A 24,479-nucleotide genomic window follows, 5' to 3' on the forward strand; every position below is an offset into this window, starting at 1 on the left:
GGTGCCCGAGAACAATCCAGTGCTCTTGAATCGCTTCATTCACAGTATCGCCGTCCGCGGGGCCGGAATCAAGACCGGCTGTCAGGCGAGACGATGCGGAATATCCGGTAAGCGACCTGGCGTGCTTTTATAACGATAAGGTCACGGTGGTGACCGGCTCTACCGAACCTCTTGACTTGTGGCGCCTGTCACTTCTAGCTTCATAAACAAGAAATGAACCGTTTCAATCGGAGGTGCTGAATGAGCGTCCCCCCTGCGGTGCCGTTGCTGGAAGTACGGGACGTCACCAAGTCCTTCGGCAACGTCGCTGCTGTTCAGGGTGTGTCGTTTCCGCTCTACGGCGGCGAGGCGCACGCCCTCGTCGGAGAGAACGGTGCAGGCAAGTCGACCATCGTGAAGATGCTCGCCGGCGTGCACGGCCCCGACACCGGATCGATGCTCGTCGGCGGTGAGGAAGTGTCGCTCGGGTCGCCCTCGGATGCCAAGGCCAGGGGTATCGCGGTCATCTACCAGGAGCCGACCCTGTTCCCCGACCTCACGATCGCGGAGAACATCTTCATCGGCACCCAGCCGCGGGCCCGCTTCGGCATGATCGACCGCGGCGCGATGAACACAGCCGCCCGCGCGCTGTTCGACCGTCTCGGGGTCCCGATGGACCCGGACCGGCCGGCCAGCGGACTGTCGATCGCCGATCAGCAGTTGGTCGAGATCGCGAAGGCGCTGTCCACCGACGCCAACGTCATCGTCATGGACGAGCCGACCGCGGCCCTGTCCGGCAACGAGGTGGAGCGGCTGTTCAAGGTCACCCGGTCCCTGTGCGCGTCCGGCGCGGCGGTCATGTTCATCTCGCACCGCTTCGAGGAGATCTTCGCGCTGTGCCAGCGGGTCACCGTGATGCGCGACGGACGGCACATCGCCACATCGGAACTGGCGGGCCTGACGGTCGACGACCTCGTCCGCAGCATGGTCGGCCGCGACCTCGGCGCCCTGTTCCCGAAGATCGACGTGGAACCGGGGGCGGTCGTCCTCGAGGTCGAGAACCTGTCGCGAGCCGGGGTGTTCTCCGACATCAGTTTCCAGGTGCGCGCCGGCGAGATCGTGGCACTGTCCGGGCTGGTCGGTGCCGGCCGCTCCGAGGTCATGCAGTCGGCGTTCGGTGTGGACCCCCGTGACAGCGGCGACGTCCGGGTGCGAGGCAAGAGCCTGCGCAAGGGCGATCCGAAGGCCGCGATGCGCGCGGGAATGGCGCTCGTCCCGGAGGACCGTCGCCAGCAGGGCCTGATCCTGGACATGTCGATCGAGCGCAACGCCACGTTGACGCGGTCGTCCGCTCTCGCCCGGTTCGGGTTCCTCTTCGGGGGACGTGAGCGCCGGTCGGCCTACGAGTGGACGAAGAAACTGCAGACCAAGTACGCGCGCATCACCGACCCCGTCGGGGTGCTGTCCGGCGGCAATCAGCAGAAGGTCGTGCTCGCCAAGTGGATGGCCACCGCGCCGAGCGTCCTGATCGTGGACGAACCCACCCGCGGTATCGACGTCGGCACCAAAGCCGAAGTGCACCGGATCATCTCGACGCTCGCCAGTGAAGGCGTCGCCGTCGTGATGATCTCCTCCGAATTGCCGGAGGTGCTCGGAATGGCCGATCGCGTCCTTGTGATGAGGGAAGGACGAATCGTGTCGGAACTGAGCAGGGCCGAGGCCGACGAGGAGAAGATCATGTTCGCTGCAACGGGTTCGGAGGCCGCCGCATGAGCGCACCCACCCGCGTCGCGCCTGCGGGCGCCGCGAAGCCACAGGTGAAGTCGGACGGGGGTCCGTCGCTGATCGAGAAGGTGCTGCAGGTCCGTTCGCTCGGCATCCTCGCCGCGCTGATCGTGCTGGTCGTGGTCACCACGATGCAGAACGGCAATTTCCTTTCCTCCCAGAGCATTCGCGACATTCTGCTGGCCGCGTCGATCGTCGGTGTGCTGGTGGTCGGGCAGACCGTCGTCATGATCACCAAGAACATCGACCTGTCGGTCGGCTCGGTGCTCGGGCTGTCGGCGTTCGCCGCGGGCAGTGTGATGTCGGGTGCCGACGGTGCACCGATCGTGGTGGGGATCCTCGCGGGGATCGCCGTCGGCGCGGTCTGCGGACTCGCCAACGCGCTGCTGGTGCGGTTCGGCGGCGTTCCCGCCCTGGTCGTCACGCTCGGCACGATGTACATCTTCCGCGGCATCGCCTACCTGTGGGCGGGTGGCGAGCAGATCACCGCCGAYGAGATGCCGCCGGACTTCCTGAAGCTCGGCACCGCAACGCTTCTCGGTGTGCCGGTGCTCGTGATCGTCGCGGTGGTGGCCGTTGTTCTCGCCGGTGTGTATCTGCGTCGCTATCGCAGTGGACGCGACCTCTACGCCATCGGGTCGAACGGCCACGCCGCCGAACTCGCGGGCATCGCCGTCGGCAAGCGCGTCCTGCTCGCCTTCGTGTTCTCCGGGGCCATGGCCGGAGTCGCCGGGGTCATGTTCGCGGCGCGGTTCGGCACCGTCGACGCCGCCGCCGGATCCGGTTACGAACTCAACGTGATCGCGGCCGCCGTCGTGGGCGGTGTCGCCGTGGTCGGCGGCGTCGGCACCGTCTGGGGCGCGGCGCTCGGCGCGCTGCTCCTGACCACCATCAACAGTTCGCTGCCCGTTCTCCAGATCAACCAGTTCTGGCAGCAGGCCATCGTCGGTGCGCTGATTCTCATCGCCATCGCGGCCGATCGACTGCTCGCGGTGCGTGCCGCACAGCAACTTCGGAAGAGGAGCGCCCATGTCGACTGACACCATCGAGCCGGCGACGACCGCACAGCCGGACACCGCGGGGACGTCGACGGTCGGCCGAATCCGCGAGGTGCTCGCCGGCTGGGACTCGGTGATCATCGCCATCACGATCGTCGTGCTGGTGGTCGCCTCGGTCACCAACCCCGACTTCGGGAGCAGCCGGAACTTCACGTTCCTCGTTCTCGACCTGGCACCGATCTTCCTGATCGCACTGCCGATGACGTTCATCATCATCACCGGCGAGATCGACCTGTCGGTGGCGAGCGTCCTGGGGCTGAGCGGCGCCGCGATGGGCTGGATGTGGAACAACGGCTTCGCCATCGAGGCGATCATCCCGATGTGCATCCTGCTCGGCTGCCTCCTCGGTGCCCTCAACGGTTTCCTCGTCGCCAGGCTGGGGTTGCCGTCTCTCGCCGTCACGATCGGTACCCTGGCCCTGTTCCGGGGGCTCGCGTTCGTCCTCCTCGGTGACCAGGCGGTGTCCAACTTCCCCCGCGCATACACGTCGTGGGTCACGGGAACGGTCGGCGGCACGGCCATCCCCAATCTCGCCATCCCGCTGGTCGTCGCGGCCGTCGTGTTCGCGGTGATCCTCCAGGCCACCCCGCTCGGCCGCGACATCTACGCCACCGGCGCCAGCGACACGGCCGCACGCTTCGCCGGCATCGACGGGGCGCGGCTGAAGTTCTGGCTCTACGTGGTGTGCGGGGCGGTCGCCGCCCTCGCCGGGGTGCTGTGGAGCCTGCGGTACTCGAGCGCCCGGGCCGACAACGGATCCGGTCTCGAACTGGCCGTGGTCGCGGCGGTGCTCCTCGGCGGAGTGTCGATCTTCGGCGGCAAGGGCCGGCTGGCGGGCGTGCTCGCCGCGGTGGTGCTGCTCGCCACGCTGCAGAATGCGCTGCGCCTCGAGGACATCTCGAACGAGGCACTCACCATCGTCACCGGTGTTCTCCTGATCGTCGCGGTTCTGCTTCCGAACCTGCTGAAGACCGTGCGGACGTCCGCGCAGCGTCGAAAGCTGAAAAACGCGCCCTGAATTCCCTGCTTCACCGCTCTTTCTCACTTCAGCGTTCGCGGTGACGCGAACACGAGGAAAGGATCCACCATGACCCGATTCCGCCGGACCTTCGTTCCCCTGGCGGGGATCGTCGCAGTCTCGATCGGATTGACGGCCTGCGGCGGCACCACCCAGGATTCGGCATCGAACTCGGGGGGTGGCGACCGCGCCACCGGGACCGCGAACCCCGACGCGCCGATCCAGGACGGTCTGCAGGTCGCGTTCCTCCCCAAGCAGCTCAACAACCCGTACTCCGACATCGAGGTCGGCGGTGGCAAGACCGCCGTGGAGGAGTTCGGCGGCGAGTACAAGCTCGTCGGCCCCAACGATGCGAGCGCGTCCTCGCAGGTGTCGTACATCAACACGCTGATCCAGCAGGGCCAGAACGTCATCAACATCGCCGCCAACGATCCGAATGCCGTGTGCCCCTCGCTGAACCAGGCCCGCGACGCAGGCATCAAGGTCGTGACGTTCGATTCCGACGCGGCCGAGGACTGCCGCGACCTGTTCATCAACCAGGCCACCACCCAGGGCGTCGGCGAGACGCTCGCGAAGATGACGAGCGAGCAGATCGGCGGCACCGGCAAGATCGCGGTGCTGTCCGCGACACCCAACGCCACCAACCAGAACGCGTGGATCGAGGTGCTGAAGGCGGAGCTCGCGAGCAAGCCGGAATACCGGAACATCGAACTGGTGGCCACGGTGTACGGCAACGACGACGACCAGAAGTCGTTCCAGGAAACGCAGGGCCTGCTGCAGACCTACCCCGACCTGAAGGCGATCGTGTCGCCCACGACGGTCGGCATCGCCGCCGCGGCGCGCTACATCTCGTCGTCGAGCTACAAGGGCAACATCGTGCTCACCGGCCTCGGTACCCCGAACCAGATGCGGGAATACGTGAAGAACGGCACCGTCAAGGAATTCGCCCTCTGGGACCCGACCAACATCGGCTACCTCTCCGCCTACGCCGGTGCCGCACTGGCATCCGGTCAGATCACCGGCGCCGAGGGACAGAAGTTCACGGCTGGCAAGCTCGGCGAGTACACGATCGGCGCCGGCGGCGAGGTCGTGCTCGGCCCGCCCACCGTGTTCGACGCGAACACCATCGACCAGTACAACTTCTGAACCGTCCGATGAACAAGTACTGCTTCACCCTGCAACTCCGGCCGGACCGGATCGACGAGTACGTTCGCCGGCACGCCCAGGTCTGGCCGGAGATGCTGGAGGCCCTGAAAGCCAGCGGGTGGCACAACTATTCGCTGCACATCCGGCCGGACGGGCTGATCGTCGGCTACGTCGAGTCGGCAGATCTCGAACAGGCGCAGGCGGCTATGGCGYGCACCGACGTCAACAGGCGTTGGCAACACGACATGGCGCCGTTCTTCGAACTCGACGGGGTGGCCCCCGACGAGGGATTCACGCTCCTCACCGAGATCTTCGACCTGGACGCCCAACTCCACACCGTTCTCGACCACACGATCTCCACCGAAGGATGATTCACCATGACGGCAACTGACATTCGGCGCACCGCCGGCGACATCGCCGCCCTTGCCGACTTCGGAATCGAAGTTCCCAGTTGGGCATACGGGAACTCCGGCACCCGATTCAAGGTGTTCGCCACGGCAGGTGTCCCGCGCGACCCGTACGAGAAAATCGAGGACGCCGCACAGGTGCATCGCGTGACCGGGGCGGCGCCGCGGGTGTCGTTGCACATCCCGTGGGACCGCGTCGACGACTTCGGCAAACTCGCCGCGTACGCCGCCGATCAGGGGGTGTCGCTGGGGGCGATCAACTCCAACGTGTTCCAGGACGACGACTACAAGCTGGGGTCGCTCACCAACGCCGACCCGAAGATCCGTGCGAAGGCTGTCGCCCACCACGTCGAGTGCGTCGACGTCATGCGGGCCACGGGATCGAAGGATCTGAAGCTGTGGCTGCCCGACGGCACCAACTACGCAGGCCAGGATTCGATCCGCGCCCGGCAGGATCGGCTCGCCGATTCGCTGCAGAAGATCTACGCCGAACTCGACGACGATCACCGCCTGCTGATCGAGTACAAGTTCTTCGAGCCGTACTTCTACACCACCGACATCCCCGACTGGGGAACGTCGCTGCTGCACTGTCTGGCGCTGGGCGAGAAGGCCCAGGTCGTGCTGGACACCGGTCATCACGCACCGGGCACGAACATCGAATTCATCGTCGCCCAGCTGATCCGGCAGGGACGGCTCGGCGCGTTCGACTTCAACTCCCGCTTCTACGCCGACGACGACCTGATCGTCGGATCCGCGGACCCGTTCCAGCTGTTCCGGATCATGCACGAGATCGTCCGGGCCGGCGCGCACCTCCCGGACTCGCGCGTGAACTTCATGCTCGACCAGTGTCACAACATCGAGCCGAAGATCCCCGGCCAGATCCGGTCGATCATGAACGTCCAGGAAGCCACGGCCAAGGCACTGCTCGTCGACGGGGACGCCCTCGAGGCGGCCCAGCAGTCGGGTGACGTGCTCGGCGCGCACGCGGTGCTGATGGACGGTTACAACACCGACGTCCGGCCGCTGCTCGCCGAACTGCGCGAATCGCAGGGCCGTGACGCCGACCCGATCGGCGCGTTCGCGCGCTCCGGCTACCTGGAGCGGATCGAGCGCGAGCGGGTGGGCGGAAACCAGGCGAGTTGGGGCGCGTGATGACCGTGGCGACGACGAATACCGTGCCCGCTCACCTCGACCGGGTGCGTCCCCGGAAGACCCGGCTGGGGCTGGTGTCGGGTGGGCTCGGCGCCTACTGGCCGCAGTTCCCCGGCCTCCGGGGCGTCCTGCAGGAATCAGCCCGTTACGTGACGGGCCGATTCGAGGAACGGGACTGCCAGGTCGTCGATGCCGGATTCGTCTCCGACCCGCAGGAGTCCGCCGTCGCGGCCGAGACGCTGAGGCAGGCCGACTGCGACCTCGTGGTGATCTTCCTGACCACCTACCTGACATCGTCGATGGTGCTGCCGATCGCGCAGCGCACCAACGTGCCGGTGCTGCTGATCGACCTGCAGCCGACCGAGGCGATGGATCACGCGAACACCGACACGGGGACGTGGCTGGCCTACTGCGGGCAGTGTCCGCTGCCGGAGGTCGCGAACGTGTTCCGGCGCAGCGGCATCGACTTCCGGTCGGTGTCCGGGTATCTGCACGACGAGAACGCCTGGCGGCGCATCGACGCCTGGGTGAGTGCCGCCTCGGCACGGGCTGCCCTGCGGCACGGCCGGCTCGGACTCATGGGTCACCTGTACCCGGGGATGCTCGACATCTCGACGGACATGACGCTGCTGTCGTCCCAGTTCGGCGCGCACGTGGAGGTGCTCGAATTCGACGACCTCCGGGTGCGGGTCGATGCGGTCTCCGACCGTGAGACCGCGGACCGCATCGCACTCGCGAACGATGTGTTCGCGCTCGACGGTTCGGTGAACGCGGACGATCTCGCGTGGGGAGCCCGGGTCTCCGTGGGACTCGACCGTCTCGTCGCGGACTTCGAACTCGACGCCATGGCGTACTACCACCGCGGGCTGGGTGGTGAACTCCACGAACAACTCGGCGCCGGAATGATTCTCGGAGCGTCCCTGCTCACGGCCCGCGGTATTCCGCTGGCCGGGGAGTACGACATTCGCACCGCGGTCGCGATGCTGGTCTCGGACCGGATGGGCGCCGGTGGATCGTTCACGGAACTGCAGGCACTGAACTTCCGCGACGGCGTCGTCGAAATGGGTCACGACGGACCGGCCCATCTGCAGATCTCGTCAACCGAACCGCTGCTCCGCGGTCTCGGTGTCTATCACGGCAAGCGAGGGTACGGCGTCAGCGTCGAGTTCGACGTGACCCACGGGCCCGTCACGACCTTCGCGGTCGGGCAGAACCGCGACGGCTCGTACTCGTTCATCGCGTCCGAGGGCGAAGTGGTCCCCGGGCCGCTCCTCGCCATCGGCAACACCACGTCGCGGGTCGACTTCGGCCGGGACCCGGGGGAGTGGACGGACGAGTGGAGTGCCACCGGGACCGGCCACCACTGGGCGTTGTGCGTCGGCCACCGGGCCGGCGCGATCAAGGCCGCAGCAGAGTTGCTCGGCGTCGAATTCATCCGGGTCTGAAGTCAAGAATCTCGAGGGAGAAACAAGAAGTGAACGCCACGAGCACCATCGCCGAACTGATCGCACGGTCCAACAGACTGGGCGCCGACGCTCGGAACACCAACTACGCCGGCGGCAACACCTCCGCCAAGGGCACCGACGTCGACCCTGTGACCGGCGCCGAGGTGGACCTCGTCTGGGTGAAGGGTTCCGGCGGAGACCTCGGCACGCTGAAGCCCGCCGGACTCGCCGCGCTGCGCCTTGACCGGGTCCGCGCCCTGACCGACGTCTACCCGGGCCTCGACGCCGAGGACGACATGGTCGCCGCATTCGACTACTGCCTGCACGGCAAGGGCGGCGCCGCGCCGTCCATCGACACCGCCATGCACGGTCTGGTGAACGCGCCGCACGTCGACCACCTGCACCCCGATTCCGGTATCGCGTTCGCGACCGCCGCGGACGGTGAGGAGTTGACCCGCAAGTGCTTCGGCGACCGGGTGGTGTGGGTTCCGTGGCGCCGCCCCGGTTTCCAGCTTGGTCTCGACATCTCGGCCATCGCGGAGGCGAACCCGCAGGCGATCGGTTGCATCCTGGGCGGGCACGGCATCACCGCGTGGGGGTCGACGAGCGAGGAGTGCGAGCAGCGTTCGCTCGAGATCATCCGCACCGCCGAGCAGTTCATCGCCGACAACGGCCGCGAGGAGCCGTTCGGTCCCGCGATCGCGGGCTACGAAGCACTGCCCGCCGAGGAGCGCCGCCGCCGCGCCGCCGCGCTGTTCCCGCTGCTGCGGGGACTGGCCTCCACCGATCGCCCGCAGGTGGGGCACTTCACCGACAGCGAGGAGGTGCTGAACTTCCTGGCGGCGCACGAGCATCCGCGTCTCGCCGCGCTGGGTACGTCGTGCCCGGATCACTTCCTCCGCACCAAGGTCCGGCCGATGCTCCTCGACCTGCCGCCGACCGCGTCGCTCGAGGAGGTCACCGCGCGACTGCGTGAACTGCACACCGCCTACCGCGAGGACTACGCCCGGTACTACGCCGAGTACGCGGAGCCGGACAGCCCGGCGATGCGCGGCGCCGACCCGGCCATCGTCCTGGTCCCCGGCGTCGGGATGTTCTCGTTCGGCGCGAACAAGCAGACCGCGCGGGTGGCGGGCGAGTTCTACGTCAACGCGATCAACGTGATGCGCGGCGCCGAGGCCATCTCCACGTACCAGCCGATCGACGAGCGGGAGAAGTTCCGCATCGAGTACTGGGCCCTCGAGGAGGCGAAGCTGGCCCGCATGCCGAAGCCGGCGCCGCTCGCCACCCGCATCGCGCTGGTCACCGGTTCCGCGTCGGGAATCGGCAAGGCGATCGCGCAGCGCCTCGCCGCGGAGGGCGCGTGCGTCGTCATCGCCGACCTCGACCAGGCGAAGGCGGCCGAGGCCGCCGCCGAGATCGGCGGCAGTGACGTCGCCGTCGGCGTCGCAGCGGACGTGACCAGCGCCGACCAGGTCGCCGCGGCGTTCGAGGCCGCTGTCCTGGCGTTCGGCGGAGTAGACCTCGTCGTCAACAATGCCGGACTGTCGATCTCCAAGCCGCTGCTCGAGACCACCGAGAAGGATTGGGACCTGCAGCACGACGTGATGGCGAAGGGCTCCTTCCTGGTGTCGCGGGAGGCGGCGCGGGTGATGACCGCCCAGGCGATGGGCGGCGACATCGTCTACATCTCCTCGAAGAACTCGGTGTTCGCCGGGCCCAACAACATCGCGTACTCCGCGACGAAGGCCGACCAGGCGCACCAGGTGCGGCTGCTCGCGGCGGAGCTGGGCGAGTACGGCATCCGCGTCAACGGCATCAACCCGGACGGTGTGGTGCGGGGTTCGGGCATCTTCGCCGGCGGCTGGGGCGCCAAGCGGGCCGCCGTGTACGGCGTCGAGGAGGAGAAGCTGGGCGAGTACTACGCGCAGCGCACCCTGCTCAAGCGGGAGGTGCTGCCCGAGCACGTCGCCAACGCGGTGTTCGCGCTCACCGGCGGCGACCTCACGCACACGACCGGACTGCACATCCCGGTGGATGCCGGTGTCGCTGCGGCGTTCCTGCGCTGATGGACGTGTTCGCCGCGATCGACCTGGGCGCGTCCAGCGGGCGGGTGATGCTGGGCCGCGTCGCCGACGGTGTGATCACCCTCGACGAGGTCGCGCGCTTCCCCAACCGCCCGGTGCGGCTGGGTGGATCGCTGCACTGGGATCTGGCCGGCCTCTACCGGGGTCTGCTGGACGGGCTGCGGGCCGCGGCAATGGAGGCCGTGGCCCGCGGTGACGTCCTCGTGTCGATCGGAATCGACACGTGGGCGGTGGATTACGGGCTGCTCGGCGGCGACGGCTCCCTCCTCGGGATGCCGTACCACTACCGCGACCAGCGGGCGGGGGGCGTCGCGGCCGGGATGCGATCGTCGATCCCGGATCGGGAGTTGTTCGAGCGCAACGGCATCGCACAACTGCCGTTCAACACGGTGTACCAGCTGCTGGCCGAGCGGGAGAGCGGCGCGCAGCGGCTCGACGTGGCGGAGCAGTTGCTGATGATCCCCGACCTTCTGGCGTACTGGCTCAGCGGGGTTCGGGTCGGCGAGGTGACCAATGCGTCCACCACCGGTCTGCTCGATCCGGTGAGCCGCGACTGGGACCGTGCGCTCGTCGCCCGGCTCGGTCTCGACGACCGCGTGCTGCCGCCGTTGGCGGAGCCCGGCTCGGCGATCGGGGCCGTCCGGCCCGACGTCGCCGAAGACATCGGGGCGACGGACCGTCCCCCGATGGTGGTGGCCGTCGGCAGCCACGACACGGCGTCGGCCGTCGTCGCGGTACCCGCGGCGAGCACGCGGTTCGTGTACATCGCGTCGGGCACCTGGTCGCTGGTGGGAACGGAACTGCCCGGCCCGGTGCGCACCGAGGACGTGCGGGCGGCGGGGTTCACCAACGAGGCCGGCGTCGACGGCACCACCCGGCTGCTGCGGAACGTGATGGGCATGTGGCTGGTGCAGGAGTCGATGCGGCAGTGGCAGGCCGACGGACTCGACGTATCGCTGCAGGACCTGCTGGACGACGCCGCAGCGCTGACCGACCTCGGCTCCGTGATCGACCCGGACCTGCCGGTGTTCCTGCCGCCGGGCGACATGCCCGCCCGCATCGCCGCCGAATGCGCGCGGACGGGTCAGCGCGTGCCGGACGGTCCGGCCGAGGTGATCCGCTGTGTGATGGACAGTCTCGCGGACGCGTACCGGCGGTCGGTGCAGTCGATCGTCGAACTGACCGGCACCCCGATCGACGTGGTGCACATCGTCGGCGGCGGATCCCAGAACGCGCTGCTGTGCCGGCTGACGGCGGACGCCACCGGGCTGCCCGTCGTCGCCGGACCCGTCGAGGGTTCCGCCCTCGGCAACGTCCTGGTGCAGGCGCGGGCGGCCGGTGTGCTGTCCGGGGGACTCGCCGAACTGCGTGCGGTCGTGTCGAATTCGTTCACCCTGCGCGAGTTCGCGCCGTCGCTGTCCCGGGCCTAGCGCCGGTCCCGGAACCGCGGTTCGCGCTTGTCCTTCCGCGCGGCGGTCGCCTCCTCGAAGTTGTCGGTCAGCAGCCGCACCAGCAGCTGTCCGAGACCCTCCTGGTGGAGGTGGGCTTCGAGTGAGGCGGCGTCGAGTCCCGACCACAGCGTGCGCTTCGTCAACTCCAGGCCCGGCCGGGAGAAGCGCGACATGCGTTCGGCGAGGTCGAAGCATTCGTCCAGGAGGTCCTCACCGGGCACGCACCGCGACACGAGTCCGATCCGCTCCGCCTCCGCGGCGTGCACGTCCCGCCCGGACAGCATGATCTCGAAGGCCCGGGACGAACCGATCGCGCGGGGCAGCAGGTAGCTCAGGCCCAGTTCGCTGGCCGTCAGCCCGTTGTTGATGCCGGCCGCCCGGAAGTAGGCGTCCTCCGCCGCGATCCGGATGTCGGAGGCGAGCGCCAGGCACAGCCCGCCGCCGATGGCGGCGCCGTTGACGGCGCTGATCACCGGCTGATGCATCCGGCGGAGCGAGAGCACCACGTTGTCGAGCATCTCCATGGCCCGCAGCGCCACGGTCGGCGGGGTGAGGCCGTCGACGTGGGGGAGCGGGCCCGCGGATCTCTGGTCGGCGCCCGAGCAGAAGCCGCGGCCGGCGCCGGTGACGACCACCGCGCGGACCGAGTTGTCGTTGCTTATCTCCTCCAGCGCGTCGCGGAACGGGATCATCACGTCGAACGCCATCGCGTTCATGCGTTCCGGGCGGTTGAGCGTGACCAGGGCGATACCCGGCCGGGGGTGGTCGACGACGACGAAGGTCACGCCCTCGATACTAGAACACGTTCTCGTGAGTCACCGGCCATGTGAGTGTTTTCGTGTACCCGGGCACACGAAAACACTCACATGGGGGGCAGTAGCCCGGCGTCCAGCGCCTGCTTCAGCGACGGCGCCGCCGAATCCTTCTCGGACAGCTGGAACGTCAGCGGGTTGCCGTCCCGGCCCGTCGTGGGCCAGTCGATGCCCAGATCGGGGTCGAGCGGGTGCAGGTCGTGGTCGAGGGCCGGGGTGTACTCGATCGAGCACAGGTACATCACGGTCGACGCGTCCTCGAGGGACAGGATCGCGTGGCCGACGCCGGCCGGAAGGTAGACGGCGCGGCGGTCGACGTCGTCGATGAGCACCGAATCCCACTGCCCGAACATCGGCGACCCCACCCGGAGATCGACGATGACGTCGAGGAACGCGCCCTTGACGCAGGTGACGTATTTCGCCTGCCCGGGCGGATTGTCGGTGTAGTGGATACCGCGCAGGACACCGGCGGCGGACACCGAGCAGTTGGCCTGAGCGAGTTCGAGAGGATGCCCGACGGCGGCCTCGAACTCCGAGCCCTTGAACCATTCGAGGAACACGCCGCGGTCGTCGCCGAACTGCCGTGGGGTGATCTCCCAGGCGCCGGGGACCTTCAGTTCCCGATACTCCACGTCACCAGTCCTTGCCGCGTTCGAGAAGTTCGAGGAGGTAGTCGCCGTACCCCGATTTGCCGAGAGCCTCAGCACGCGAACACAGTTCGGCGTCGGTGATGAACCCGCGGCGCCACGCGACCTCTTCCGGGACGCCGATCTTCAGCCCCTGCCGGTGCTCGAGCGTGCGGACGAAGTTCGACGCCTCGAGCAGCGAATCGACGGTGCCGGTGTCGAGCCACGCGGTTCCGCGGGGAAGCACCTCGACCTGCAACCGTCCCGCCTGCAGGTAGGCCTGGTTGACGTCGGTGATCTCGTATTCGCCGCGGTCCGACGGCTTCAGATTGCGCGCGATGGAGACGACGTCGTTGTCGTAGAAGTACAGCCCGGGGATCGAGAAGTTGGACTTCGGGGTGGCGGGCTTCTCTTCGATCGACATCGCCCGGCCGGTGTCGTCGAATTCGACCACACCGTACGCGCTGGGATCGGACACCCAGTAGGCGAACACGGCGCCGCCGTCGATGTTCTCGAAGCGGTTCAGCCGGGAACCGAGGCCGGGGCCGTAGAAGATGTTGTCGCCGAGTACGAGGGACACGGATTCGCCGCCGATGTGGTCGGCGCCGAGGACGAACGCCTGCGCCAGGCCGTTCGGCTCCTCCTGCACCTTGTACGTGAGGTTCACCCCGAACTGGGAGCCGTCGCCGAGGAGCCGGCGGAACTGCTCGGCGTCGTGCGGGGTGGTGATGACGAGGATGTCGCGGATGTTCGCCAGCATCAGGGTGGAGAGCGGGTAGTAGATCATCGGCTTGTCGTAGACCGGGACCAGTTGCTTGCTCACGCCGAGGGTGATCGGGTGCAATCGGGACCCGGTGCCGCCTGCCAGGATGATTCCGCGCATGTGCGCAGTGTTCCAGTGTTCGCGCCGGATAGAAACTCGGGCTCGCCACTAGGGTGGGTGCACATGAGGCTTCTCGTGACAGGCGGCGCCGGGTTCATCGGTGCGAATTTCGTGCACCAGACGGTCGCCGAGCGGCCGGACGTGCAGGTGACGGTGCTCGACGCGCTGACGTACGCCGGCAACCGGCGCTCGCTCGACGCCGTGGCCGACCGCATCGAGTTCGTGCACGGCGATGTGGCGGATTTCGCGCTGGTGGATCGCCTGGTCGCGGAGTCGGACGCGGTGGTCCACTTCGCCGCGGAATCGCACAACGACAATTCCCTGGCCGATCCGACGCCGTTCGTGCAGACGAACGTGATCGGCACGTTCTCGCTGCTGCAGGCCGTCCGCGTCCACGACGTCCGCTATCACCACATCTCCACCGACGAGGTGTACGGCGATCTCGAACTGGACGACCCCGAGCGCTTCACCGAGTCGACCCCCTACAACCCGTCGAGCCCGTACTCGGCGACGAAGGCGTCGAGTGACCTGCTGGTGCGGGCGTGGGCGCGGTCGTTCGGGGTGCGGGCCACCCTGTCGAATTGTTCCAACAACTACGGCCCGTACCAGCACGTCGAGAAGTTCATTCCGCGTCAGATCACCAACCTGATCGACGGGGTGCGCCCCCGTTTGTACGGCAGCGGCAAGAACGTGCGCGACTGGATCCACGTCGACGACCACAACGCGGCCGTCTGGACCATCCTGGAGAAGGGCACTCTCGGCCAGACGTACCTGATCGGCGCGGACGGCGAGGTCGACAACCGGACCGTCGTCGGGACGCTGCTCGAGCTGTTCGGCCGCGACGCCGACGACCTCGACTTCGTCACCGACCGCCCGGGCCACGACCTGCGTTACGCGATCGACTCGACGCGCCTGCGCACGGAACTGGGCTGGACGCCGCAGTACGAGGATTTCCGCAGCGGGCTCGAGGCGACCGTGCGGTGGTACCGCGACAACGAGTCGTGGTGGCGGGCGCAGAAGGAATCCGCGGAGAAGGCGTACGCGGCTACGGAATCCGTCATCGGCTGAGCGTCCGGTAGTTGCACAGCAGTCAGGCCGGGACCGATCCGCGGAACGCCCACACTCGCGCCGTCAGTGCGATGCGGCCTGCCTCGTCGCGCCGCAATCTGGCAGCGAGCAGGTCGCGCAGCGCGGTTCGACGTCCGGCGGGCAGAGAGATGCAGTAGCCGGGCGCGGGGCCCTGACCGCCCAGGAACGGCCGCCAGAAATCGTCGAAGCCGGCGAACACGGTGGGAACGTCGAGCGGGTGCACCTCCACCCCAGCCAGCTCCGCGGCGGACAGCGCATCGCGGAGAGGCTGCGGCCGGCAGAGCGGGAAGCGGGCACCCTCGTCGAGGGTCGCGGCCGTGGCGTCGAGCTCGCGCGCGGCGTCCCAGAAGACGCGGATCATCTGCATGCCGTCCGCGTAGTCCCACACGTATCCGGCGACGGTCCCGCCGGCCCGGGTGACGCGGCGCATCTCGGCGAGCCCCTCGACCGGACGGGGAACGAAGTTGAGGACCAGCCCGGACACCACGCGGTCGAACTCGCCGTCGGCGGCGGGGATCGCTTCGGCGGTCCCCGGCCGCACCTCGAAGCGGGGATCGTCCGCGCCGGCCCGGGCCGCCGCGGCGAACGGGGCCGAAGGCTCGACCCCGACCACCCGGGCCGGGTCGGCTGTGCGGAGAACGGTGTGGGCGAGGGCGCCGGTCCCGCAACCCACGTCGCACCAGGCGCCGCCCGGGCCTGCGGCCAGCCACCGCAGGAACTGCGGCGCGACCAGCCTGCTCCAGCGGCCGATGTAGTTCTCGTACGCGGGATCGACCTCCCAGGCGTCCGTCATCGCGGTCTCCTCACGACGGCTGCGGCACCCGGGAATCCTCGTGCACGAGGGCATTGCGCAGCGAGCGCGAACCGGCGACCGCGGCGACGAAGCCGGCGAGCACCTCGCACAGCGTGAACACCAGGCGGGACGCGAGGGCCAGCCCGAGCGCCACCCCGCTGTCCATGAACGGGGACAGCGCCGCGACGACGACGGCCTCGCGTACCCCGATGCCGGACGGCGCGACGACCACAAGCACGCCGGCGCACATGCCGAGGGCGATCGCGCCGATGCACTGCACCAGGGTGCCCACCGCGAATCCCGACGTGCTCGACGCGAGGAACCAGAGATGCACGCCGTACAGCACCCAGCTGACGGCGCACCAGCCGAGGGCACGCCCGATCTTGTGCATCGTCAACTGCCGGTGCAGCGGGGCGCGCCGCAGGATCCGCAGGGTCAGGTTCACCAGCCGCGTGAGGATCGGGGGATAGCAGCAGACGAGGGCGATGGGGACGAGGACGATCACCGCGACCGCCGCGACGGTGCTGATGTGGAACAGGGCGGGCAGTGCCAGCAGCCCGACGACCAGCGCGGACGTGATGCTCAGCCCCACGGTGACGAGGACGGCGACGAATCCGTTGGCACGCGACACCCCGGCCCGGCGGACGAGTTCGGTCTGGAGGACGAACGCCCACACGCTGCCCGGCAGATATTTGCCGAGCTGGCCGACCAGGTAGCACCGGGCGGCGTCGAACGCGGGAATCGGGTGTTCGAGCGCGCCGAGCGCGTGCTGCCACGCGCGCACCGCGGCGCCCATGCCGAGGAAGACGAACACCGCGGAGACGGAGAGCGCCCACCAGTCCAGCTGGGTGATCGTGTCCCGGACCTCGGCCCACTGCGATTTCACGGCGAACACGACGGCGACGACGATCGCGAGGGTGACGAGGATCCGCAGCGCGTGCATCAGGACGGCGCGGCCACCGCGGTCCGGGACGATCTCGGGATCGGTGTCCACGAGAACCACCCCCTCACCGGCAGTGCGCTGCAGCAGTGCAGCGTTCGGTTCCGACGATAGCAATCGGCGGGCGCAGGATCAGGAAACGAGCGGTTTCACCGCCAACTCCCGCCACCAGGCGAACGCGTCGGCGAGCGACCGCGGGAGTTCCGCGCCGGCGTCGAGCCGCCCCGAGGCGAACAGATTCTCCACCGCCTCGATGTCCTGGTCGGCGATCCCGGACCGGCTCATCCCCACCCGGTTGGTGCCCCGCAGGGCGGCGGGATTGCCGAACACCGTGGCGAACGGCGGAATGTCCTTGGCGACGACCGATCCCATTCCGACCATTGCGCGCGCCCCGATCACCCGCCGCTGATGCACCACCGCGCTCATGCCGAGATTGACGCCGTCGCCGAGGGTCACGTGACCGCCGAGGGTGCTCGACGGCGAGAGGACGCAGTCCTCGCCGATCCGGACGTCGTGCTCGACGGACGTGTGGTTCATGACGAATCCGCCGCGCCCGATGGTCGTCGGCCGCTCGGCGCCCTGCTGGACGGCGCTCATCTCCCGGATCACGGTGCCCGCGCCGATCACCACACCCCGGTGCGGGCTGACCTCCGTCCACGTGCGGGGATGCGTCTTCCCGATCCACTCCGGCGGGGCCCCGAGCGTCGCGTGGGCGCCGATCCAGCAGTCGTCGCCGATGTCGAGGGGGCCGGTGAGGACGGCATACGGTCCGATGCTGACCCGGTCTCCGACGGTGACGCCGTCGCCTATCACGACGGTCGGGTGGATCTCGCAGTTTTCACCGATGGTCATGAAAGTTTCGGATTCCTTCCAGGAGCCGTGCAGACCGTGGGAACCTTCAAGTGGTTGCAATCTGTGAAGACGGTGTGAACTGCACGTCAATCTATCGGAGGAACCGTGATCGCGATCTCGAGTATTTCCTTCGGCGAGGATGTCGAGCGCGAGGTCCTCGACACCCTGCGATCCGGGATGGTCGCGCAGGGACCGAAGGTCGCGAGGTTCGAGGAGGGGTTCGCCGAACTCGTCGGCACCCGGCACGCGGTGGCCGTCAACAGCGGCACCACCGCGCTGATCGCGGCCCTGCGGGTGCTGGACCTGCAGCCCGGGGACGAGGTACTCACCACCCCGTTCACGTTCGTGGCCACGCTCAACGCGATCCTCGACGCCGGCGCGACGGCACGGTTCGCCGACATCGGGGAGGCCGACTTCGCGATCGACCCCGACGTGGCGGAGCACTGCGTGAACGACCGCACCCGGGTGCTGATGCCGGTGCACCTGTACGGGCAGACCGCGGACATGGGTGCGCTGATGCCGCTGGCCGAGTCGCGGGGACTGGCCGTGGTCGAGGACGCCGCGCAGGCGCACGGCGCTACGTTCGACGGCAGGGGCGCGGGCAGTTTCGGGCTCGGCTGCTTCTCGTTCTACGCCACCAAGAATCTCACCACCGCCGAGGGCGGAATGGTCACGACGGACGACGACGCGGTGGCCGACCGGTTGCGGGTGCTGCGGAACCAGGGCATGCGCGGGCGCTACGAGTACGAGATGGCGGGCCAGAACTTCCGGATGACGGATCTGCAGGCCAGTGTCGGGTTGCCGCAACTGGGTTCGTATCTGCAGCAGGTGGAGTCGCGCCGGCGCAACGCGGAAGCGCTGCGGACCGGGCTGAAGGACGTCGAAGGTCTCGTGCTGCCTTCGGAACTCGCGGGCCGCGGGCACGTGTGGCACCAGTTCACCGTGGTCCTCGCGCCGGATGCGCCGATCGACCGCGACGCCCTCGCGCAGCGTCTGGGCGAGCGGGGAGTGGGCAGCGGCGTCTACTACCCGAGGACCGTCTACGACTACGACTGCTACCGCGACCATCCCCGGGTGATCGCCTCGCCGACACCGGTCGCGACGTCGGTGGCCCGCCGGTGCCTCAGCATCCCCGTTCACGCCGCGCTCTCCACCGACGACGTCGACCGGATCGTCGCGGCGGTGCGCGAGGCGATGGAGGCGTGATGACGTCCACACGACCGCGGATCGCGCTCGTCGGATCCGGGAAGATGGGATCGCTGCACGCCCGCGTCCTCGCGCAGTCGCCGCTGTGCGACCTGGCGCTGCTGGTGGAGCCGCGGGAAGACCACGGACGGGACGTCGCCGCCCGGTTCGGTACCGAGTGGGCCGCGGATTTCGACGACCTGGACGGCATCGACGCCGTCGTCGTCGCGGCGGCGACCCCCGCACACTACGAAGTGGCGGGCCGCATCCTGGACCTCGGAAAGCCGCTGCTCGTCGAAAAGCCGCTCGCCGCAACGTACGAGGAGAGCACCGATCTGGTGAAACGTGCCGCCGCGACCGGCGTCCCGCTGATGTGCGGTCTGCTCGAGCGATTCAACCCGGCGGTCCGGACGGCCCGCGAATTCGCCGGTGACGTGTGGCAGGTCAACGGAATCCGGCACTCGCCGTTCGTGTCCCGCATCCCCACCGGCGTCGCGACGGACCTGCTGATCCACGACGTGGACCTCGCGATCGGATTCGTCGGATCGCCGCCGGTCGGGGTGAAGGCCGAATTCGGTTACTTCCACGACAGTTCGCGGCGCAACGAGGCCGAGGACTGCGCGGAGGCGGTGCTGCGGTTCGAATCCGGGGCGGTGGCCACCATCTCGGCGAGCCGGGTGAGTCAGCGGAAGGTCCGGCAGTTGTCGCTGCTGGAGCCGGACCGTCTGATCGAGATCGACCTGCTGCGCCGCGACATCACCATCTACCGGCACATCGACGACGACCTGCCCGCCGACGGGTACAAGCAGCAGACCGTCATCGAGATCCCGACCATCCGCTACAGCGACGAACCCCTCGCCGCCCAGCTCGCGCATTACGTCGGGCTGGTCGGCGGAGAGGGGGACGCCGACGCGGAGCGCGAGTCGATCCTGCCCGCGCACCGCGTGGTCCACGAGGCGACCGTGTCGGCTACCGGCTGAGCGCTCCGGCGACCGCCAGGCGGGTGTCTTCCGCGATGAGGTCGGCGTTGAGGGTGGCGGCGGCGGTCAGTCCGGCTCCGGCGGCGACGATGACCTGCGCCTTCGGGTCCGCGACGTTGCCGGCCACCCACACCCCGGGAACCGCGGTGGCGCCGGTCGCGTCGGCGGCGACGGCGGTGCCGATCACGTGTCCGGCCATCTCCATCTCGGTGGTGCCCAGGCCGAGGGTCGTGAGGAAGTCGGCGCGGGCCCGGAACAGCGGCGGGACCACGACGGCGGCCAGGGGGAAGACCCGGCCCGTGCGCAGCCGGACACCGGTCAGCCGGTCGTCCCGCACCTCGAGTCCGGCCACCGCGCCGTCGATCACGGCGACGCCGCGGGCGGCGAGTTGCTCGTACTCCTCGCCGGTGGGCTCGTTCGCGTCGTTCAGGAACAACGTCACCCGATCGGTCCACTGGCTCCACATCAGCGCCTGGTGCACCGCCAGCGGACTGCCGGCCAGGACGCCCACCGGCTGGTCCCGGACCTCCCACCCGTGGCAGTACGGACAGTGTAGGACGTCGCGTCCCCACCGTTCGGCCACCCCGGGGATGTCGGGGAGGACGTCGACGAGGCCGGTGGTCACGAGTAGCCGTCGCGCCCCGACGGCCCGGCCGTCGGCGAGCGTCACCCGGAACTCCCCGTCCCCGACCTTCTCGGCGGACGTGACGGTGCCGGTCACGATCTCCCCGCCGTATCCGGCGACCTCCTTGCGTCCGATGGCCAGGAGTTCACCGGGAGGGGTGCCCTCTCGGCCAAGATAGTTGTGAATGTGCCCGGCCGGTGCGTTGCGGGGTTCGCCCGCGTCGATCACGAGCACGGATCGGCGGGCCCGCGACAGGGTCAGTGCCCCGCTGAGTCCGGCCGCGCCGCCGCCGATGACCACCACGTCGTAACTGTCATCCATCGCGTTCTCCTTCGTTCGTCGACCTCGTGACGTCCACTGTCCGGGCAGATCGCGATCCTGGCAAGAATGTTTGCCAGTGTGGCAACATGGGTGGTGTGAACGACGACCTACCCGATCTGGACGGTGTCCTCGACGCCGTGGGACCGCGGCTCAAAGCACTGCGGCAGCAGCGCGGCGCGACCCTCGCCCAGCTCTCCGAGTCCACCGGGATCTCGGTGAGCACGCTGTCGCGGCTGGAGGCCGGCCAGCGCAAACCCACCCTCGAACTGATGCTGCTGCTGGCCCGCGCCCACCAATTGCCCCTGGACGAACTGGTCGACGCACCCGCCACCGGCGACCCCCGCGTCCACCTGCGGCCCCTCGACCGCAACGGCACGACGATCATCCCGCTCACCCGCAGGCCCGGCGGGATCCAGGCGTTCAAGCACGTGATCCCGCCGGGCGACCCGACCGCGGTACCGAACCTGCAGGTCCACGAGGGTTACGAATGGCTGTACGTCCTGTCCGGCCGGCTGCGACTGCTGCTCGGCGAACACGACGTGATCCTGACGCCGGGGGAGGTCGCGGAGTTCGACACCCATGTGCCGCACTGGTTCGGCAATCCCGGACCGCAGCCGGTGGAGATCCTCAGCCTGTTCGGTCCCCAGGGCGAGCGGGCGCACGTCCGGACCGTCCCGCGGGGAACGGCGTCCGGCACCGACCGTCGGTAGAATTCGTGCGGACCGGTGACGAGCGCTACCTCCGAGGCGCAGGACGTGATGGGGAGGCCCCGTGCGACGCTGGATTCTCGGTGTTCCCGTAGCGGTTCTGATTCCGCTCCTCGCCGGCTGCTCCACGTCGACGGCACCGCCGGTGGCGCAGCCGGAGTCGCCCGCGGTCGCGACCCTGGTGGGCCTGGGCGATTCGATCCCGGCCGGTGACGGATGCCCCGGATGCACGCCGTTCGTGGAACTGTTCGGCGATCAGCTGTCCGGCGACACGGCGCTGCCCGTCCAGGTGGCCAATCTGGGTGTCGGGGGCTGGACCAGCACCGACCTGCTCGATTCCCTCGAACCCGGTGCATACGACGCCGACGCCGTGGGTGCCGCCGATCTCGTCACCGTCACGATCGGCGCCAACGACTTCTACACCGAACTCGACGACTACCTGGACGGCGACTGCGGCGGCGACGACGGGCTCGGCTGCTTCGCGCCGGTGCTGCCGCAACTGCAGACCACGTTGACGTCCGTGCTCGACCGCATCACCGAACTGCGGGCCGGTCAGCCGACCGCGGTGCTGGTCACCGGGTACTGGGACGTCTTCCCGGACGGCGACGTGGCCCGCGAGTTGTACGGCCCGCAGTTCCTGCGGGACAGCGCCGCGCTGACGTTGCGCGCCAACGACGTCATCTCGGAGGTCGCGGGCTCGGAGGGCGCCACGTACGTCGACCTGTTCAGCACGTTCAAGGGAACGTGGGGCGACGGCGATCCCACCGGACTGCTGGCCGACGACGGCGACCACCCGAACCAGATCGGCCACCAGTTGATCGCCGACGCGTTGTCGTCCGCGGCGGTCGCGGGGTCCGGCTCCACCGAGGTGTCGGCGCTCACGTCGTCCGGGTGGTCGCCGCGCTGAGCTTCCGGCGGCGGACCACCGCGTCGACGACGGACAGGATCAGCACCACGACCGTCGCGGCCCCGAACGCCGCGACGGACAGGTTCTGCCGCGGCGGCCGGAACGTCACCACCAGTTCGTGGTCACCCGGCGGCACCGACACCTCGAGCAGACCGTGCCAGCCCGCGGTCGCGTCCACCGGCTCGCCGTCCACGGTGGCCGAGTAGCCGGGCCACGCGAGGCGGGCGAACGAGACGGTGCCGCCGCTGCCCGTCACCCGCACGGTCTCCGTCGCCGCTTCGGTGTCGGACGAGAGCACCCGGACGCCGTCGGACGCGAACGACACCCGCCCGGGCAGGGGCAGCGGCCGGTCGCGCTGCAGTACCGTCCGGGAGTCGCTGCGTTCGGTGACGTGCCAGCCGGGTGGGGGCGGTGCCGTCTCCACCTCGGGCACGAGGCGGTGCTCCACCACCAGCGTCGACACCCGCAGGTAGTCGATCAGCGGAATCGGAATGTCCGCGTTCACCGGCTGCCAGAGTGCCCCGTACACGCCGGGGCAGACGGCGCCTCGGTAGTCCATGCACAGGGCCTCCTGGAATTCGGTGAACCCGATGCCGGTGTACGCGTTGATGCTGCTCACCGCGGACGACGCCATGATCTCGTTGCCGAACAGGATCCGGCCTGCGGTGACGTCCTCGGGGGAGGTGTCGCCGAGGTCGGCGAGTTGCAGGACGGTGCCCTGGTAGCGGTCGGTCTGCGCGGACAGCAGCGACGTGCTGGACGGGTCGACGCGGCTGCCGCGGTCGACGTCGTGGGTGAGGGACCAGACCTGCGCGGCGGTCACCGCCACCGTTCCCAGAACGAGAGCGGCGACGAGACCGCTCGGGCCCAGGGTGCGCCAGGCGACGTACGCGATCGCGCACAGCGCCGCGACGAGCAGCGTGAACAGCGCATGCCTGCCGGTCAGGGCCGGGGAGGACGCGAACGCCAGATAGAAGCCCAATGCGATCAGCACCGCCGACGCCGTCGCCCGCCGGCGCACCCGGTCACGGGCAAGGCCCAGCGACAGCGCGAGCGACAGACCGATCACCACGCACAGGTAGAGGTATTCGACCAGCCGGATCGGCCAGCGGAACATTCCGACGTTCGACGGTCCGAACGTGAAGAGGAAGTAGACGACCGTGATGATCGCGAGGCTGACGAGCGGTCGCCCGTGCGCGCGGCGGAACCCCGGGGACGCGAACAGCGCGCGGATCCGGCCCCACGGCAGCCACGGCAGCAGCGGCAGCACGAACCACGCGAGGTACAGCGACGGGATCACCTCGACGGGACCCCCGAACGTCATGATCACGGGGAGATACGACGGGCTGCTCATTCCCGCGGGCCCGCCGATCTGCGGCTGCAGGAACGTGTCGTTGAAGATGCCGGTGCTGCCTGCGCGGGTGGTGACGTCGACGCTGAGGAACAGCGGCAGGTACGTCACCAGCGCGGCGGTGCCCGCGCACGCGCCGGTGATCACGAGCACGAGCAACCGGAAGAACTCCCGCTGGACCAGGAGGCCGATCCCGAGGCCGAGGAGAATCACCACGGCGCCGAGCGCGGCGTACGGGTTGCCCATGCTCACCGTCAGCGCGCCGATCAGGAACGTGATCAGCGGGTTCGTGCGGCCGCGCGAGAGACGGAGCGCCGACCACCAGAACAGCGTCACCCAGGCGATGGCCATCATCCCGGACGGCCAGCCCGCCGCCTCGTAGAACAGGGTGAAACCGCTGAACGGAATCGTCAGCCCGGCGAGGACCGCGGCACCGCGGCGGGCGCCGTATTCGCGGCACAGCAGATACGTGCCGAGGGCGAACAGCGCGAGGAACTCGGCCATGATCACGAACGACGCGACCGACAGGTTCTCGAACTTCGCGGCCAGCATGTAGTTGGCGAGGTTGACGGGGTTGTAGAGACCGTAGGCGGCCTCGCCCGCGTAGTTGCCACCGATCCAGGCGTCGGGATTGACGGCGAGCCACCGCCCGGCGAGCAGTTCCCCGCCGATCCGGTGCCAGGACGGCACGAACGATTCGAGCATGTCGCCGCCGTAGTAGAAGCGGTCGTACACGATCCGGGGAACCGTCGCGACGGTCGCGGCAGCCACCGCGACCGCGAGTGCCACCGCCCACTCCGGGACGCCGCGTATCGATCGGGTGAACGTCGAGGACACGGACGCGGAGGGTGCCACGGACTCCGAGCCTACGAGTTAGGCT

General features: G+C 68.9%; 22 protein-coding genes. 14 read left to right on the forward strand and 8 right to left on the reverse strand.

Going from position 1 to position 24,479, the window contains the following annotated elements; genetic code table 11:
• Positions 1 to 240: 240 nt before the first annotated feature.
• From AC1DWT_RS01445 to AC1DWT_RS01485, 9 genes are all read left to right on the forward strand, one after another.
• On the forward strand, positions 241 to 1,752 hold the full coding sequence (locus tag AC1DWT_RS01445) for a sugar ABC transporter ATP-binding protein (protein WP_206014381.1): 1,512 nt from the start codon (positions 241 to 243) through the stop codon (positions 1,750 to 1,752).
• Complete coding sequence (locus AC1DWT_RS01450; protein WP_206014382.1) at positions 1,749 to 2,804, forward strand: ABC transporter permease; 1,056 nt, start codon at positions 1,749 to 1,751, stop codon at positions 2,802 to 2,804. Before AC1DWT_RS01445 ends, AC1DWT_RS01450 begins: the two co-directional genes overlap by 4 nt.
• Positions 2,794 to 3,840: an ABC transporter permease gene (locus AC1DWT_RS01455; protein WP_206014383.1), complete on the forward strand. Its 1,047-nt coding sequence runs from the start codon at positions 2,794 to 2,796 to the stop codon at positions 3,838 to 3,840. The genes AC1DWT_RS01450 and AC1DWT_RS01455 overlap by 11 nt, the downstream gene beginning before the upstream one ends.
• Before the next feature lie 69 nt (positions 3,841 to 3,909).
• Positions 3,910 to 4,986 (forward strand): rhamnose ABC transporter substrate-binding protein, encoded by a 1,077-nt coding sequence (gene rhaS, locus AC1DWT_RS01460; protein WP_037228161.1) that lies wholly within the window; start codon positions 3,910 to 3,912, stop codon positions 4,984 to 4,986.
• Between the two features lie 8 nt (positions 4,987 to 4,994).
• The gene (locus AC1DWT_RS01465) at positions 4,995 to 5,357 is read left to right on the forward strand and encodes an L-rhamnose mutarotase (RefSeq protein WP_477919429.1); all 363 of its coding nucleotides are present in this window, start codon (positions 4,995 to 4,997) and stop codon (positions 5,355 to 5,357) included.
• Between the two features lie 6 nt (positions 5,358 to 5,363).
• Positions 5,364 to 6,545 carry an L-rhamnose isomerase gene (gene rhaI / locus AC1DWT_RS01470; RefSeq protein WP_095862843.1) on the forward strand — a complete coding sequence of 394 codons (1,182 nt, stop codon included), beginning with the start codon at positions 5,364 to 5,366 and terminating at the stop codon, positions 6,543 to 6,545.
• Entirely contained in the window at positions 6,545 to 7,990 is a 1,446-nt protein-coding gene (locus AC1DWT_RS01475) for an L-fucose/L-arabinose isomerase family protein (protein WP_206014385.1), read from the forward strand. Before rhaI ends, AC1DWT_RS01475 begins: the two co-directional genes overlap by 1 nt.
• A gap of 29 nt (positions 7,991 to 8,019) precedes the next feature.
• Entirely contained in the window at positions 8,020 to 10,059 is a 2,040-nt protein-coding gene (locus AC1DWT_RS01480) for a bifunctional aldolase/short-chain dehydrogenase (RefSeq protein ID WP_477919430.1), read from the forward strand.
• The gene (locus tag AC1DWT_RS01485; RefSeq protein WP_206014387.1) at positions 10,059 to 11,507 is read left to right on the forward strand and encodes a rhamnulokinase; all 1,449 of its coding nucleotides are present in this window, start codon (positions 10,059 to 10,061) and stop codon (positions 11,505 to 11,507) included. Before AC1DWT_RS01480 ends, AC1DWT_RS01485 begins: the two co-directional genes overlap by 1 nt.
• Here AC1DWT_RS01485 and AC1DWT_RS01490 read toward each other — a convergent pair.
• From AC1DWT_RS01490 to rfbA, 3 genes are all read right to left on the reverse strand, one after another.
• Positions 11,504 to 12,313 (reverse strand): enoyl-CoA hydratase, encoded by an 810-nt coding sequence (locus AC1DWT_RS01490; protein WP_072938518.1) that lies wholly within the window; start codon positions 12,311 to 12,313, stop codon positions 11,504 to 11,506. The genes AC1DWT_RS01485 and AC1DWT_RS01490 overlap by 4 nt on opposite strands.
• A 77-nt stretch (positions 12,314 to 12,390) precedes the next feature.
• Positions 12,391 to 12,972, reverse strand: coding sequence for a dTDP-4-dehydrorhamnose 3,5-epimerase family protein (locus tag AC1DWT_RS01495; RefSeq protein ID WP_072938515.1), 582 nt, complete (start codon positions 12,970 to 12,972; stop codon positions 12,391 to 12,393).
• A gap of 1 nt (position 12,973) precedes the next feature.
• A complete protein-coding gene (rfbA, locus tag AC1DWT_RS01500; protein WP_095862848.1) occupies positions 12,974 to 13,849 on the reverse strand; it encodes a glucose-1-phosphate thymidylyltransferase RfbA in 876 nt (291 codons plus the stop codon).
• Between the two features lie 63 nt (positions 13,850 to 13,912).
• On the opposite strand from rfbA, the gene rfbB reads away from it, so the two are divergent.
• Positions 13,913 to 14,917: a dTDP-glucose 4,6-dehydratase gene (gene rfbB / locus AC1DWT_RS01505; protein WP_206014388.1), complete on the forward strand. Its 1,005-nt coding sequence runs from the start codon at positions 13,913 to 13,915 to the stop codon at positions 14,915 to 14,917.
• Between the two features lie 22 nt (positions 14,918 to 14,939).
• Here the strand turns inward: rfbB and AC1DWT_RS01510 are convergent, their stop codons facing one another.
• From AC1DWT_RS01510 to AC1DWT_RS01520, 3 genes are all read right to left on the reverse strand, one after another.
• Positions 14,940 to 15,731 (reverse strand): class I SAM-dependent methyltransferase, encoded by a 792-nt coding sequence (locus tag AC1DWT_RS01510; protein WP_206014389.1) that lies wholly within the window; start codon positions 15,729 to 15,731, stop codon positions 14,940 to 14,942.
• A gap of 10 nt (positions 15,732 to 15,741) precedes the next feature.
• A complete protein-coding gene (locus AC1DWT_RS01515; protein ID WP_477919431.1) occupies positions 15,742 to 16,734 on the reverse strand; it encodes a lysylphosphatidylglycerol synthase transmembrane domain-containing protein in 993 nt (330 codons plus the stop codon).
• A 69-nt stretch (positions 16,735 to 16,803) separates the two neighbouring features.
• Positions 16,804 to 17,523, reverse strand: a complete 720-nt coding sequence (locus AC1DWT_RS01520) for a DapH/DapD/GlmU-related protein (protein ID WP_206014391.1) — start codon at positions 17,521 to 17,523, stop codon at positions 16,804 to 16,806.
• 105 nt (positions 17,524 to 17,628) lie between these two features.
• Here AC1DWT_RS01520 and AC1DWT_RS01525 point away from each other — a divergent pair, with 105 nt between their 5' ends.
• Positions 17,629 to 18,729 carry a DegT/DnrJ/EryC1/StrS family aminotransferase gene (locus AC1DWT_RS01525; protein ID WP_206014392.1) on the forward strand — a complete coding sequence of 367 codons (1,101 nt, stop codon included), beginning with the start codon at positions 17,629 to 17,631 and terminating at the stop codon, positions 18,727 to 18,729.
• Positions 18,729 to 19,688, forward strand: a complete 960-nt coding sequence (locus AC1DWT_RS01530) for a Gfo/Idh/MocA family protein (protein WP_072938496.1) — start codon at positions 18,729 to 18,731, stop codon at positions 19,686 to 19,688. The genes AC1DWT_RS01525 and AC1DWT_RS01530 overlap by 1 nt, the downstream gene beginning before the upstream one ends.
• Here the strand turns inward: AC1DWT_RS01530 and AC1DWT_RS01535 are convergent.
• On the reverse strand, positions 19,678 to 20,634 hold the full coding sequence (locus AC1DWT_RS01535) for an NAD(P)/FAD-dependent oxidoreductase (RefSeq protein WP_206014393.1): 957 nt from the start codon (positions 20,632 to 20,634) through the stop codon (positions 19,678 to 19,680). The two genes, AC1DWT_RS01530 and AC1DWT_RS01535, sit on opposite strands and share 11 nt — an antisense overlap.
• 86 nt (positions 20,635 to 20,720) lie before the next feature.
• On the opposite strand from AC1DWT_RS01535, the gene AC1DWT_RS01540 reads away from it, so the two are divergent.
• A complete protein-coding gene (locus AC1DWT_RS01540) occupies positions 20,721 to 21,344 on the forward strand; it encodes a helix-turn-helix domain-containing protein (RefSeq protein ID WP_072938491.1) in 624 nt (207 codons plus the stop codon).
• A 61-nt stretch (positions 21,345 to 21,405) separates the two neighbouring features.
• The gene (locus AC1DWT_RS01545) at positions 21,406 to 22,248 is read left to right on the forward strand and encodes an SGNH/GDSL hydrolase family protein (protein ID WP_206014394.1); all 843 of its coding nucleotides are present in this window, start codon (positions 21,406 to 21,408) and stop codon (positions 22,246 to 22,248) included.
• Here the strand turns inward: AC1DWT_RS01545 and AC1DWT_RS01550 are convergent.
• On the reverse strand, positions 22,220 to 24,436 hold the full coding sequence (locus AC1DWT_RS01550; RefSeq protein WP_206016153.1) for a glycosyltransferase family protein: 2,217 nt from the start codon (positions 24,434 to 24,436) through the stop codon (positions 22,220 to 22,222). The genes AC1DWT_RS01545 and AC1DWT_RS01550 overlap by 29 nt on opposite strands.
• Positions 24,437 to 24,479: the final 43 nt, after the last annotated feature.

The organism is Rhodococcus sp. P4_B6 (assembly GCF_056402215.1).

Coding starts and splice junctions, on each gene's coding strand:
- rfbA (WP_095862848.1), bottom strand. CDS start 13,849: ATGCGCGGAATCATCCTGGCAGGCGGCACCGGGTCCCGATTGCACCCG.
- AC1DWT_RS01445 (WP_206014381.1), top strand. CDS start 241: ATGAGCGTCCCCCCTGCGGTGCCGTTGCTGGAAGTACGGGACGTCACC.
- AC1DWT_RS01520 (WP_206014391.1), bottom strand. CDS start 17,523: ATGACCATCGGTGAAAACTGCGAGATCCACCCGACCGTCGTGATAGGC.
- AC1DWT_RS01540 (WP_072938491.1), top strand. CDS start 20,721: ATGGGTGGTGTGAACGACGACCTACCCGATCTGGACGGTGTCCTCGAC.
- rhaS (WP_037228161.1), top strand. CDS start 3,910: ATGACCCGATTCCGCCGGACCTTCGTTCCCCTGGCGGGGATCGTCGCA.
- rhaI (WP_095862843.1), top strand. CDS start 5,364: ATGACGGCAACTGACATTCGGCGCACCGCCGGCGACATCGCCGCCCTT.
- AC1DWT_RS01455 (WP_206014383.1), top strand. CDS start 2,794: ATGTCGACTGACACCATCGAGCCGGCGACGACCGCACAGCCGGACACC.
- rfbB (WP_206014388.1), top strand. CDS start 13,913: ATGAGGCTTCTCGTGACAGGCGGCGCCGGGTTCATCGGTGCGAATTTC.
- AC1DWT_RS01485 (WP_206014387.1), top strand. CDS start 10,059: ATGGACGTGTTCGCCGCGATCGACCTGGGCGCGTCCAGCGGGCGGGTG.
- AC1DWT_RS01535 (WP_206014393.1), bottom strand. CDS start 20,634: ATGGATGACAGTTACGACGTGGTGGTCATCGGCGGCGGCGCGGCCGGA.
- AC1DWT_RS01510 (WP_206014389.1), bottom strand. CDS start 15,731: ATGACGGACGCCTGGGAGGTCGATCCCGCGTACGAGAACTACATCGGC.
- AC1DWT_RS01475 (WP_206014385.1), top strand. CDS start 6,545: ATGACCGTGGCGACGACGAATACCGTGCCCGCTCACCTCGACCGGGTG.
- AC1DWT_RS01530 (WP_072938496.1), top strand. CDS start 18,729: ATGACGTCCACACGACCGCGGATCGCGCTCGTCGGATCCGGGAAGATG.